The 12503-nt window shown below is 68.9% G+C and carries 11 protein-coding genes and 3 pseudogenes; 6 read left to right on the forward strand and 8 right to left on the reverse strand.

Annotated elements, in window-relative coordinates; translation table 11 throughout:
* Window positions 1–56: 56 nt before the first annotated feature.
* Window positions 57–737 carry a hypothetical protein gene (locus tag AB0G17_RS27390; RefSeq protein WP_361388263.1) on the reverse strand — a complete coding sequence of 227 codons (681 nt, stop codon included), beginning with the start codon at window positions 735–737 and terminating at the stop codon, window positions 57–59.
* Between the two features lie 80 nt (window positions 738–817).
* Between AB0G17_RS27390 and AB0G17_RS27395 the strand changes: the two are divergent.
* Window positions 818–1475: pseudogene (locus tag AB0G17_RS27395) on the forward strand (transposase family protein); the annotation flags it as partial.
* A gap of 361 nt (window positions 1476–1836) precedes the next feature.
* Here AB0G17_RS27395 and AB0G17_RS27400 read toward each other — a convergent pair.
* The 3 genes and pseudogenes from AB0G17_RS27400 to AB0G17_RS27410 all read right to left on the reverse strand — a co-directional run.
* Entirely contained in the window at window positions 1837–2289 is a 453-nt protein-coding gene (locus AB0G17_RS27400) for a hypothetical protein (RefSeq protein ID WP_361388266.1), read from the reverse strand.
* A gap of 1 nt (window position 2290) precedes the next feature.
* Complete coding sequence (locus AB0G17_RS27405; RefSeq protein WP_361388432.1) at window positions 2291–2659, reverse strand: HNH/endonuclease VII fold putative polymorphic toxin; 369 nt, start codon at window positions 2657–2659, stop codon at window positions 2291–2293.
* Window positions 2648–5012 (reverse strand): annotated as a pseudogene (locus tag AB0G17_RS27410) (RHS repeat-associated core domain-containing protein); the annotation flags it as partial. The pseudogene AB0G17_RS27410 and the gene AB0G17_RS27405, both read right to left, overlap by 12 nt.
* A 26-nt stretch (window positions 5013–5038) precedes the next feature.
* On the opposite strand from AB0G17_RS27410, the pseudogene AB0G17_RS27415 reads away from it, so the two are divergent.
* Window positions 5039–5143, forward strand: a pseudogene (locus tag AB0G17_RS27415) (SAM-dependent methyltransferase); the annotation flags it as partial.
* 311 nt (window positions 5144–5454) lie between these two features.
* Here the strand turns inward: AB0G17_RS27415 and AB0G17_RS27420 are convergent.
* Window positions 5455–6099: an NAD(P)-binding domain-containing protein gene (locus AB0G17_RS27420; RefSeq protein WP_361388269.1), complete on the reverse strand. Its 645-nt coding sequence runs from the start codon at window positions 6097–6099 to the stop codon at window positions 5455–5457.
* 74 nt (window positions 6100–6173) lie between these two features.
* Entirely contained in the window at window positions 6174–6986 is an 813-nt protein-coding gene (locus AB0G17_RS27425; RefSeq protein ID WP_361388272.1) for an inositol monophosphatase family protein, read from the reverse strand.
* Window positions 6987–7103: 117 nt separating this feature from the next.
* Here AB0G17_RS27425 and AB0G17_RS27430 point away from each other — a divergent pair, with 117 nt between their 5' ends.
* Window positions 7104–8048: a LysR family transcriptional regulator gene (locus AB0G17_RS27430; RefSeq protein WP_361388275.1), complete on the forward strand. Its 945-nt coding sequence runs from the start codon at window positions 7104–7106 to the stop codon at window positions 8046–8048.
* Between the two features lie 292 nt (window positions 8049–8340).
* Here the strand turns inward: AB0G17_RS27430 and AB0G17_RS27435 are convergent, their stop codons facing one another.
* Both AB0G17_RS27435 and AB0G17_RS27440 read right to left on the reverse strand, forming a co-directional pair.
* Window positions 8341–9645 carry an MFS transporter gene (locus tag AB0G17_RS27435; protein WP_361388278.1) on the reverse strand — a complete coding sequence of 435 codons (1305 nt, stop codon included), beginning with the start codon at window positions 9643–9645 and terminating at the stop codon, window positions 8341–8343.
* Window positions 9646–9647: 2 nt separating this feature from the next.
* A complete protein-coding gene (locus tag AB0G17_RS27440; protein WP_361388281.1) occupies window positions 9648–10424 on the reverse strand; it encodes an SDR family NAD(P)-dependent oxidoreductase in 777 nt (258 codons plus the stop codon).
* A 56-nt stretch (window positions 10425–10480) separates the two neighbouring features.
* Between AB0G17_RS27440 and AB0G17_RS27445 the strand changes: the two genes are divergently transcribed.
* From AB0G17_RS27445 to AB0G17_RS27455, 3 genes are all read left to right on the forward strand, one after another.
* Complete coding sequence (locus AB0G17_RS27445; protein ID WP_361388284.1) at window positions 10481–11485, forward strand: helix-turn-helix domain-containing protein; 1005 nt, start codon at window positions 10481–10483, stop codon at window positions 11483–11485.
* 236 nt (window positions 11486–11721) lie between these two features.
* Window positions 11722–11949 (forward strand): DUF5133 domain-containing protein, encoded by a 228-nt coding sequence (locus AB0G17_RS27450; protein WP_361388287.1) that lies wholly within the window; start codon window positions 11722–11724, stop codon window positions 11947–11949.
* Window positions 11950–12220: 271 nt separating this feature from the next.
* Window positions 12221–12400 carry a hypothetical protein gene (locus AB0G17_RS27455; protein ID WP_361388290.1) on the forward strand — a complete coding sequence of 60 codons (180 nt, stop codon included), beginning with the start codon at window positions 12221–12223 and terminating at the stop codon, window positions 12398–12400.
* Window positions 12401–12503 lie beyond the last annotated feature (103 nt).

Consider the following 12503-nt stretch of genomic DNA (forward strand, 5'->3'; position numbering starts at 1 on the left):
GCCCCACTGTGTGTCACACACAGGTTTCGAACCGAGCAATTTAGGCGTGTGATGTGTCAGAGGTGTTTTGCAGACGCGCCTATTTCGGCACGCTCCTCAGTTCGGCTGCGCCGGGTGCGCCAGCTCCACACTGTGTGCCCTACAAGGGCCACCGCTACAACACAGGCCCCGATGCGTACTGTGTTCAATGTGACGATGAGGGCCTGCGTGTCCGCCTCGGCTTTGAGACGCTCGTTGGCCTCGAACACGGTGATCACCGGAATGAGGAGGCGGAACGGGAGCCCGCCAATGCCGGGGGTACGTGCCACGTTCCCGATGAACCCCAAAGGCGCACCGAAGATCACCGCGCACGCTGCCCATATGTAGACATGGTCCATGAGGAGGCTACCGCCGTGGTCCGGAACCAACTGCCGTCTTACCTCTTCCGGCACCGAACCGTCAGGCGTGGACGAAAGTCCCGGCACCAACGTGGGGTACAGGTCCATGAACACGTAGTAGGTGATGACGGCGACAATCAAACCGAGCGGCGCCAGCAGCGACGACTCGATTTTTGAGCGGCGCCAATAGCCGACCAGGAACGCGTAGCACGCCCATGTCCATCCGATGGTGAACATGGCACCCGCACCCGATACGACGGAATTGTCCACCTTCTCGGAGGCGGGGCCGATCAGGCCGAGGAGCACACCCCCCACGACAACCACGGCGCCCGGCATAACACGGGTGCGCCACACGTGCATGTTCCCTCTTCCCTGTTGCTTGAACCGAGTTAGCGCCGCTTCAGGGCCACACTCTCACGTACGGCCCTGAAGCGACGCACCAACTCCCGCCGCAGCAGCGGGCGCTCGTCGCTCTGGTGTACCTGCGCCGCCACGACGCCCTCACCCGGATTGCGTCCGGCTTCGGGATATCCGTCGGTACCGCCCACGCCTACGTCACCGCCGTGACCGGCCTGCTCGCCGAACGGGCCCCGGGGCCTGCTCAAGACTCTGCGCGAGCATGATCCAGAGTTTCTCCTGCTGGATGGGACCCTCGCCGAGTGCGACCGCGTCGGCGACAGCCGATCCGACTACTCGGCCAAGCACCGCCGACACGGCGTGAACGTCCAGGTCGTCACCGACCCCACCGGGGAGGTCCTGTGGATCTCGCCCGCCCTGCCGGGCCGCACCCACGACCTGACCGCAGCCCCCACCCAGCACATCATCCGGATCTGCGAGCGCCAGGGCGTCCCGATCCTCGCCGACCGCGCCTACCAGGGCGCCGGCCCCTGGGTCACCACCGGACTCAAACGGCCACCGGGCGGTGAACTCACCCTCACCCAGCGCACCGTCAATCGGGCCCTGGCCGCAGCGAGGGCACCGGTCGAACGCGGCATGGCACGGCTGAAGTCCTGGCAGATCTTCCGCAGATCCCGCATCAGCCCCAACCGCACGACCGTCATCACCAAAGCCGTCCTCACCCTGGAGAGACAACGCTGAAAACGCTCACAGAAAGAAGATCTGGTCGATGTCCTCGCGTCGATACTGTCGCACCCAGTCCTGAGCGCAGTGGACGCAGGCCACTTTCTCCACTGGTTCCCACTCCTCGGGGAAGCTGTGATCTCTTCATTGCCATGCTCAATGGTGATCGAAATACGGTTTTCGCCGGGACTGAACCCTACTTGACGCTCCATCGAAATGATAAACGCACGGTACGCGTGCGCCCCCGCAGCCGTGGCCGTGACCTTCCTCGGGGCTCGGCCACCCGCCTCGGCCGGGGCGTTGGGGCGTCCTCGCGCCCGGAGTGCTGCGGCCCACTCGTGAGCACGGTGGACGAGCGCAGAAAGCGCTGTCGGGGGGTTCAGGCGGCGACTTGGCGACCGAAGGCGATGTACTCGTATTCTTCCTCGAAGACCACGACGAGGGAGCGCCCGTCGTGGGAGACGAAGCAGAGGTCGCCGCCGAGGGTGTCCCGGATCGACCCGATCCAACTCCTGTCCGTTACTTGGCAATCGACCCATGGGAAGTGCACCAGCCCGGTCCGGCAGTAGAACCTGTCCCCTATCTCCACTGAGAGAAGGATCCCCTCGCACCAGGTGGCCCACTGATTTCTGTCGCAACCGTCGCCGATGCGGCTGTCCGGGACGGAGTCCATACGCCGGTACTCCCTCAGAGAGTCCGCGACCCACGCCGGAACATCCGTTTCGCTTGCGTACCCAAGCACCCGCAAGCCGGTCAGCCGCTCAGTCAGCAGCTCGGCGGCGCTCTTCTCCTTCTTGAGGAGGAGCTTCTTTCGCAGTTCTTCGCTGGGCACGCTAACCCTCGGGATAGTAGTAGTGGTGTTTGTCCCCGACCTGCTGGTAGCGCTGACCACGCATGTCGACGTCGAAGCTGCCTTCCTTCGGCTGCCCCGCGTGAAAGTGCGGGTTGGGGGCGTTCGGGTCGTTCGTGTGGTTCACAACCACACGTGTCCCCTGAGGGGTTTCGTACTGATAGTAGATTCCATGCGACCCCGGATTGGTGTCATACACGTAGTTACTGACCCGGTACTGCTGGGTCGGATCCCCGCCGACCGTCCATTGGCGCGTCGGCCGCTGACTCCGCGGAACGCCGGCGCGGTTCTTCGCGGCATTGAATGCCTCGGTCCTGTTATTGAAATTGATATTGCACGGAGCGAGACCCATGGGGTCCGCCCATTCGAGCGCGTTCACCACGTAGGCGTGGTGGTTGGGCGCGGGGTCCAGGCCGAGCGAGTCCGGGCTCAGATAGCGGGCGGTCTCGGGGTCGTAGTAGCGGAAGTGGTTGTAGTAGAGGCCGGTTTCGGGGTCGGCGTACTGGCCGGGGAAGCGGAGGGGGCAGGCGACGGCTGTGCCGTCCAGGCCGGTGGGGAAGGGGGTGCCCCACAGGGCGGGGCGGTGGTGCCAGGACAGCTCGCCGTTCGCTGCGACGAGTTCCGTGGGGGTTCCGACCGGGTCGGTGATGACCGCGTGGAAGGCGGTGGTGCGGTCGGCCGTAGGGTCGGCCGCCAGTTCCGACAACAGGGAGCCGCCGGCCTTGCGCGGCAGCGGGCGGTGTCCGGTCTGGGCGAGGGGGCGGTGAGTGCCCGGAGCATGGTCCCAGGTGGTGACCCTCCCGTCCGGGGCGGTCTGTTCAGCCAGGCGCGTGTCCTCCCAGCTGAAGGCGGTGTGGGAGGACCGAGTGCCGTCGGACGCAGTCCTGCACTTGGCGGTTCGGCGGCCCAGCGGGTCGTAGGTGTAATGCCAGGTCTCGCCGTCCGGAGTGCTGGCCGTGACCAGGCGGTCCTCGGCGTTCCAGATGTACGTCCAGACGCGGGTCTGCCCGCTGAGGAGTCTGCGGGATTTACGGACGAGGCGGCCTTGGGCGTCGTGTTCGTAGGTGGTGTGGCCGGCCCGGCGTATGAGGGTGCCGTCGAACTCGCGGTCTCCCGGAACCTGGTGTGCGGGTGCGGTGGCGTGGGTGAGGTTGCCCGTCGTGTCGTAGGTGTAGGTCTCGGTCCAGCCGTGGGCGCGGACGCCGGTAACGCGGCCCCCCGGCTCGAGGTCGTACTTCCTGGTTCCGGAGGTGAGCTCTCGGATCTCGGTGAGGTAGCCGCCGGGGCGGTAGGTGTAGGCGCGGTGCTGGAGCAGGCGGGTCGCAGGGCCGGACCGGTCGTTCGGGGACTGGCTGGTCGCGGACTGGGTGGCGAGGCGCCCTGTCGGGTTCCAGGTCTGGGTCAGGGTCACCGCGTCCGCGAGGTGGCGTTCGGTCTCGCGGCCCGCCGCGTCGTACGCGAAGGTCAGGGTGCCCGCGTCGGAGCGCAGTGCGGTGGGGCGGCCCGCCAGATCGTAAGACCAGTGTGAGACCAGGCCGGACGGGGTGGTGCGACGGGTGCGGCGGCCCCAGTAGGTCGTAGGCGTACGTCGTGGTCCGACCGCTGACCGACTCCGACAGGACGCGTCCCAGCGCTTCCCTCTCCAACGTCACCTCGGCGGCCGAGTTGACAGCACGGACCAGGTCACCGTGCGCGTTGTATGCGAAGGTGGCCGACTCGCCAGTGTTATCGCGCTGTTCGGTGATCCGGCCGAGCGGGTCGCGGGTGTAGCGGAGGGTCTCGCCCGCGCCGTTGGTGCGCGCGGTCAGCTCACCAGCCGCGTTGTGGGTGTAGGTGAGGGTACGGCCGTTGGAGTCGGTCTCGGAGGTGAGGCGGCCCGCTGCGTCGTAGGTGTACGTCCACGTCAGGGCGTGGGGGTTGGTGACCTGGGTCAGGCGGAGTTCGGTGTCGTAGGTGAAGGCGTAGGTGGCGCCGTCGGGGTCGGTGCGGGTGGCGGGCACGTCGAAGTGGCCGGCGCTGTGGCGGACGGTGTGGCCGGCCTGGTCGGTGTGGGTGAGCGGGTTGCCCTCGTCATCCCAGGTCCACGACTCGGTGGTGCCGTCCGGGTGCTCGCGCCCGGCGGGTTTGCCTTCGACGGTCCAAGTGGTGCGCGTGGTGTGGCCGAGGGGGTCGGTGACCTCGGTGATGCGGCCGAAGGCATCACGGCTCACGGTGGTGTGCCCGAGCTCGTCGGTGAGTGCGACGGGGATGCCCGCCGCGTTCGGGGTGACCCGGCGCACTCCGCCGAGAGCGTCGGTGATCGAGGTGAGGTGACCCAGTTCGTTGTACGCATGGCTGGTGCGGGCACCGAGCGGGTCGGTGGTGGTGAGGAGGTTGCCGAGTTCGTCGTAGGTGTGCCGCCAGGTGGCCCCGCCCGGTTCGACCACCTCGACGGGCTGGCCGAGCCGGTTGTAGGCGGCGCGGGCCACCGAGCCGTCGGGCAGGGTGAGTTCGGTGAGGTTGCCGTGCTCGTCGTAGGTGTAGCGCGTGGTGCGGCCGAGGGGGTCGGTGACGGTGAGGGGCTTGTCGCCGTACTCGTCCCACTGCGTGCGAGTGATGTGGCCCAGCTGATCGGTCTCCTCGACGACCATGCCCTCGCCGTTGTAACGGTGGCTGGAGGTGTGCCCCAGTGAGTCCGTGTACGTAGTGGTGCGGGCCGCGTCGTCCAGGTCGGAGCAGTGCCGACCTTGAGGCAGTGCGTGCTTCGCTCGCCGCGATCCATGGGGCATTGCGTCGGGGCGGTCACTTTGTTTTCGAGACACGCCATCCCCGGGCGCCGGCCTGGGAGGAGTGGAACGCGTCGTCCCCGGACGATCGACGCCAACAGCCGGGAGATCATCACCGTCGCCTGCCGCAGGTAGCCCAAGTCGTGCTGCTCCTCAGCCCTGCTCGGCGTGGCTGGGGACCTACAACGACGCGCATGGCTCTGTACACGGGAATGGGAGTCGTTTGTCGACGACTTCGGGAGCCGCCTCCCGTGTAGTACGCATGATCAATGTCGATGAGTTCGGGCGTCACTTGCAGCTCAGCGGGCGTTGTCCCTGCCGGCACCCAGCTGCCTCGCCCGAGCCCGCTACCTGGTTTTGGTCTGAACCCGGTGTTGGTGGGTCAGCGGGCGAGGGAGACTGCGAAGGGCTTGAAGCCGTGTCGGCGCAGGATGTGGGGCACGGCCAGGATCATGGCCTCGGTGGCGCGGGCTGTGGTGATCTCGCCGAGGTCCTCGATCCATTCGGGCTGCCAGCCCAGGTCTCCGAGCAGACTGGTGACGGTCCTCTTCGCGTGTTCGTCGTCGCTCGAGAGATAGGCGGTCGGTGGGGTGGCCAGGGTTTCGGGAGCGGTCATGACCATAAAAAGCATGGTGTTGAGGGTCTTGACCACAGAGGTGTCGGGGAGCGCGGCTTGGAGCTTCTCGGCGAGGCTGCTGCCGGGATAGCACAGGTCTCCGGGCAGGCCGTCAGCGGCGTCGCGGGTTGCGTTGGAGACATCGATGAGGACCTTTCCGGCGAGCTCGGTGCGCAGGTCGGTGAGGCGCTCCAGGGAGCTGTCGCCGGGCGTCGCGTTGATCACGATGTCCGCGGTGCGGGCGGTGGTGCGGTGGTCGGCGAAGGCGATCCGCGGGACGAGCCCGATGGTGCGGGCGGCGGTGTCTTCGGGGCTCCGGACACCGATGGTGACGTGGTGTCCGGCTGCGGAGAGCTTGCCGGCGAGGTTGGTGCCGACGCGGCCGGCGCCCAGGATGCCGATGGTGGTCATGCGGTGATGCTCCTTGCGGTATGGGGGTATGGGGGTATGGGGGTATGGGGGTGGGGAAGAGCGGAGGCGTCCGGTCAGGCGATCGGCGAGAGGACCTTGAGGGCGGCGGCGTGGATGCCGGGGGCGGCGGCCAGGAAGTCGCGGCTGCCGGTATTCCAGGGTTCGCCCGCCAGGTCGGTGACGGTGCCTCCGGCCTCGGAGACCAGCAGAGCGCCGGCGACCAGGCCGGAGCGGACGTCGGAGAACTGCCAGAACGCGTCCATGCGTCCGGCGGCGACGTGGATGAGCTGCATCGTGGCAGGAACGGACACGCGTACGACCAGGCCATTGATGAGCATGGCGGTGACGGAGTCACCGATCCGCCGGAAGGTGCGCTCGTCCTCGCCGGGCTTGGCCTGACCGGTGCCGATGAGGGCGGCGCCCAGGTCGGTCTTGGCGGACACCTTCAGGGGCCGGTCGTTGAGTCGGGCACCGCCGCCGGCGACCGCGGTGTAGGTGTCGCCGGTCAGCGGCAGGTGCACGACAGTGAGTACCGGCCGGTTGTCGCTGACCAGGGTGGCGGTGACGGCCCAGTCCTCCAGGCCGTGGACGTGGTTGATGTTGCCCTCGGCGGGGTCGACGACCCACCACTCGCCGGGCGGGAGCGCACCGCCGGCCAGCTCGTCCTCGGCCCACTGCGACCCTTGCCGGGCCCGCAGCAGGGGTTCGCGCAGCACGTCGAGTACCGCGTCGTCGTTGGCGTGGATCTCGCCGACGACCTCGTCCAGACTCACGCCCCGGGCGTGGGAGGTGTAGCGGTCGCGCAGCGTGACACCGGCGGCCTTCACCGCGGCGGTCACGTCGGACAGGAGCGTCGCGTCGGCGTTGAAAGGCATGGCTGTGCTCATGGTGGGCTCCCTGGGGAATCGGTAGAAGCGGGGCGGTTGTCTCGCCCCCGCACTTCGAAGGTAGGCCCGCCGGTCATTAACAACAAGTGCATGCTTGTCACTTGTAGAGTTACTGCCATGCAACTGGATCTGAACTTGCTCACGGCCCTGGATGCCCTGCTCGAAGAGGGAAGTGTGGCCGGCGCGGCAGCCCGCCTCCACGTCACCGCACCGGCGATGAGCCGTTCCCTGGGCCGCATCCGCAAGGCCACCGGTGACCAGATCCTGGTCCGCACCGGCCGCAGCATGGTCCCCACCACCCGGGCGCTGGCCATGCGCGGCCAGGTCCACACCCTCGTGCAGCAGGCCCACCAACTTCTTTCCGCGCAGCAGGAACTCGACCTGGCGGCACTCGAGCGGGTGTTCACCGTGCGCTGGCACGACGCGCTCACCGCAGCCTGCGGCACAGACCTGATCACCGCCGTCCACCGCCAGGCCCCCGGCGTCCGACTGCGCCTGTCCGCCGAACCCGCAACGGACGACACCGAGCTGCGCCGGGGTGAGGTCGACCTCGAATCGAGCTCCGGCACTCCGGTGCTCCCCGACATCCGCCACCGACTCGTCGGCAGGGACCGGCTCGTCATCGCCGTCCGACCGGGCCACCCGCTCACCGAAGGCCCTCTGAGCCCCGAGCGATACGCAGCCGCTGAACACCTCACCGTTTCGCGACGCGGCAGCCTGTGCGACCCGATCGACGAGGCCCTGACCACACGCGGCCTCGAACGACGCGTCGCCGCCGGCGGGCCCACCGCCGCCTTCGCGCTGCAACTCGCCCTCGACACCGACCTGGTCGTCACCCTTCCGGACGCGGTCACCCGCGCGGCCCGGGACAAGCTCGGCCTGGTCACGCTGTCGCTGCCACTCCAGTTGCCCGAGGTCCCCCTGTACCTGCTGTGGCACCAGCGCTACGACAACGACCGTGCCCACACCTGGCTGCGCGAAACGGCGGCCGAAACCGTCCAGGCACTATTCGCGCCACCGACCGCCTCTCAACAGCCCCTCACCAACCGGACCGGGCAGTGACGGATACGCCCGGGGAAAGTCCCGCGGCAGCTGACTCCCGTTCTCGTGAACATCACCTATTCGTGCGAGCGTGCGACTCCCAATCTCGCGTCGAAACGACGCCCGCCATGGCGGCGACGGTACTGGGCCCGCAGCCCGCAGGGCGAGAACAACCCCCAGCAGGAGGGCGCACAGCGGCCCGTGGTCACGGCTCCGGGGGAGCTGGACAGCGGCGGAGGCGGCGGGACGACACCGGCGGGGGTCGTGCGCGCTGCGGCGGCGATGGGGGAGAGGGACTGAAGGGCAGGCGGTGTCAGGCCTTCCTGTTCTGCGACGGCGTGGGCGTGGTCGTGAGCTCGGACGTCGTGAGCTCGGACCTCGTGAGCTCGGACGTCGTGGTCTCGGACGTCACCCCGGGCGAGGGTGAGTTCGCGGATTTACTCCGCGAGGGTGACGAAGACATGGTCAGCGCCACGAGGTGGCGGCCCAGGGCCAGTGCAGCGAGCAGCGCCACGAGCGCGCACACGCCGGGCCACCCGGCCTGGCTGTAGACGCGTACTCCGAGCCAGGAACCCGCGCTGCCGCCGAGGTAGGCACAGGTCATGTAGGCGGTGTTGAGCCTGCCGCGGGCGTCGGGCCGCAGGGCGTAGACCCGGGCCTGGTTGGCGACCATGCCGGACTGCATCGCGATGTCGAGCAGCAGCGTTCCGACGACCAGGGCGGTCAGCCCGGGTACGCCGCCGCAGGCGCCGGCAGCCAGGACCGCGGCCGAGACGAGGACCGCGAGCATGGAGACGAGGTTCACCGGGTCCGGGCCGTGGCGGTCCACCAGGCGTCCGGCGAGCGGGGTGCAGAGCATGGTCGCGCCGCCGACCAGGGCGAGCAGTCCTACGGCCTGGGCGCCCATGCCGTAGACCGGACCGTTGAGGAGGAGCGCCAGGCACGTCCAGACGGCCGAGAATCCGGCGAAGACCATAGCCTGGTAGAAGCAGGAGCGGCGCAGGTCCGGCTCGGTGCGCAGCAGGCGCAGTGGCTCGGCCAGGAGCGCTGGATACGGCTGGTGTGAGGGCGGGGTTGTGACGGGCACGGTGCGGGCCAGGATGCAGGCGAGGAGCAGGGTCAGGGCGGCGGCCGTCAGGTAGGGAACTCGCCATCCCAGCCATTCGCCCAGCGAACCGCTGAAGGCCCGGGTGAGCAGCATGCCGCCGATCGAGCCGCTCAGCAGGGTGCCGATCACCGCTCCGCGGCGGTCGGCGGCCACCAGTCCGGCTGCCAGCGGGCCGACGACCTGGGCGGCCACGGTGGTGAGGCCGATGAGGGAGCTGGCGACGACGAGGAGCGGCAGGTCGGTTGCGCAGCCTGCGGCGAGCAGGCCCAGGCTCGTCACGGCGAGCAGTGTGACGAGGAGCGAGCGGTGGGGGAGCCGATCGCCGAGAGGCACCAGCAGGAACATTCCGGCCGTGTAGCCGACCTGCGTGGCGGTCACGGCCAGGGAGGCTGCGTCGGGTGAAGCATGCAGCCCTTCGGCAATCAGCGGGATGATCGCCTGGGGGAAGTAGATGTTCCCCACGGCCACCGCACACGTCATGGCGAGGACCAGGGTCGTCCGACGGTTCATCATCAGTCCACCGGTCCGCCGGCGACGTAGATGACCTGGCCGGAGACGAATCCGGCCTCGCGGCTCACCAGGAAGGACGCCGTGTGGGCGATGTCCTCCGGTTCGCCGACTCGTCCCACCGGGATGGACTGCGCCGCGCTGCGCCGGAACTCCTCGAAGTCGCGGCCGAGCCGCCGGGCGGATGCCCTGGTCATGTCGCTCACGACGAAGCCCGGGGCGATGGCGTTGGCGGTGATGCCGTGCCGCCCGAGCTGGAGGGCCAGTGACTTGGTGAAGCCGATCAGACCGGCCTTCGCGCTGGCGTAGTCGACGCGGGCGGCATCACCGACTGCGGAGATGCTGGACATGTTCACGATCCGCCCCCACCCAGCCGCGATCATGTGCGGGCAGACGCTGCGGGCGAGAAGGAACGGGCCGCGCAGATTGACAGCGGTGACGGTGTCCCACTGCTGCGTGCTCATCTCGACGAGCTCGGCGCGCGGACCGATGCCGGCGTTGTTGACCAGTACCGTCGGCGGCCCCAGGACGGCGCTGATCCGGGCGACGGCGGCCGTCACTGCGGTCTCGTCGCAGACATCGGCGGTGACAGCCGTCGCTGATCCGCCGCTGCTGGTGATGGCTTCGACGGTGCCGGCGCAGTCCGCCTCGTCCAAGTCGATCACGCCGACCGCCAGGCCGTCGTGCGCCAGCCGTCTGGCCACCGCGGCGCCGATGCCGCGTGCCGCGCCTGTAACGATCGCCGTGCGCTGCCCGGGAGTTGCGGGAGGTGTGGATGTCATGCGCTGAAGTCCACGACAGCTGCGTGCCGTTGCCAATCGATGTAGCGTATGCCTTAATGATCAGCTTTGTGCTCGACGTCGAGGATCTCGCGGACACCCGGTTCGCCGTCTCGCCCCTGCACGAAACCGTGGTCAGCCTACGGGTGCTGCGGGATCCGGGCCTGTACGCGCTGCACCTCCCGTGGCGCAGATCCGTCCTCGGCCGACTCGGAGCCCTCGACACCGGCCTGCTGATGTCCCTGGTCGCGGCCAGGCGCACCCTCCCTGACTTCCTGACCCCCCGGCCCACCAGCTTCGCCCCGGCCTTCGAGGAAGAACTCGCCGTCGTCCGCCGGACCTCCCCCCGGACCGTGCGCCGCGATCTGCTGGCCACGCACGCCCCGGATCCGCTTCCCGAAGCCCTGCGCGACGCCACCGCCGCCGACGACGGGCCTGTCATCGCGCTCCGCGACGCCCTCTGCGAACTCCTGCGGCAGTACTGGGAGATCGCCATCGAGCCGATGTGGCCGCAGATGCGACTGCTGCTGGAAGCCGACATGACCTACCGTGCACGGCAACTGGCCGTGGGAGGCGCCCGCCTGCTGTTCGCGGACATGCACCCGAACCTGCACTGGCAGGACGGTGTCCTGCACATCGAAAAAATGATCAGCAAGTACCGCGTCGCGGCGTCCGGCCGGGGCCTGCTGCTCCTGCCCTCGGTCTTTGCCCACAAGCCCGCACCCCCGGTCAGTCCGGAGGAACCGCCGGTGCTGTCCTATCCAAGCCGTGGAGTGGCGACGCTGTGGACCCCGGCGCCCGCCCCTGACGCAACTGCCCTGGTGGCGCTGCTCGGCGCCACCAGGGCGAGACTGCTCGCCCTCCTCGATGAGCCACTGCCCACGGTCGAGATCGCTCGCCGCTTCCGGGTCACCCCGAGTGCCGTGTCCCAGCACCTGCGTGTGCTGCACGCCACGGGCCTTCTGACCCGGGCTCGCGACGGACGGCAAGTCCTGTACTGCCGCAGCCCTCTCGGCGACCAACTGGCCGGCCGACATCACCCCCACCCGATCGCGAACCCTTGACAGGCGATGGCAGCAGTCGGTCTCTGATGAACCGCCTGGCCGACAGGACGGAACGGCCCGGACTGGACCGGAACGGAACGGACCGGCGCGGCCCGTATACGTCGGTCGCAGGAACACCGCCCCGCTCGGGGCGTCGCCGCCAGGGCATGTGTTCGCAGGGCGTGAATGAGGGCTGCGATCTTGGGCACAAGGCGATGCGTGTAGAGCTGCGAGAGCCGTGACGAGGGAGATGTCTCATGCTGATGGCGCATCCGGTGGTCCTGAACAACCTGGTCGAGCAGTACCTGACGCTGCATGCCCTGCATGCGGAGGACGGTACGGAGGCTGCGCGCCAGCGGATGAATGATGTTGCCTACAGCTTGTGCATCGCGACCGGCACCCGGGACATCGACGCCGCCCTCATCGCCGCCCGCCACAACCTGCCCGGAGCCCGGCCGGGCGACGACTCCCTGCTCGCCGCCTGAGTCGGCCTCTCCACCGTCCAGCGCTCCGGTCATCCCGGACAGTCGCCGGCACGGTGTGATCGCACATCGAGGGCCTTCGCCACCCGGCGGAGGCCCTCAGACGTGTGCCGTCGCGCCCTCTTCCCCGCCGTTGTCCCGGGACAGCATCAGGACCGCCACCCCTGGTGACCGGGACACACCGCGTCCGACGATGCTGCGAGTCCAGAACCACTGGGCGCCCAGCGCAGGAAACGCCGCGGAGGACGACCGCCGCGGAGAAGAGGAGTCCACCATGTCAGCACAGGCCATCCGACTGCCCCTGTTTCCCATCCCGGCCCTCGGCGAGGACGAGGCACCGCGGGTGATGACCGACTCGGCGGCCGAGCGCGCCTGGGTCCCGGCGTACGGGGCGATGCCGACGTACGCGAGCGCCGAGCAGCTCGTGCCGATGACGCTCGCCACCGCGGTCTGACCCTGTCGCACTGAGCGGTACGGCGGTGAGGCACCACACCTGTCGTGGGAGCGCACACCGCGCTTCACCGCCGTACCGCGTGCCGGACCACGGCGTAACCGCA

It is taken from the genome of Streptomyces sp. NPDC023838, from assembly GCF_040639555.1.
Taxonomy (GTDB): domain Bacteria; phylum Actinomycetota; class Actinomycetes; order Streptomycetales; family Streptomycetaceae; genus Streptomyces.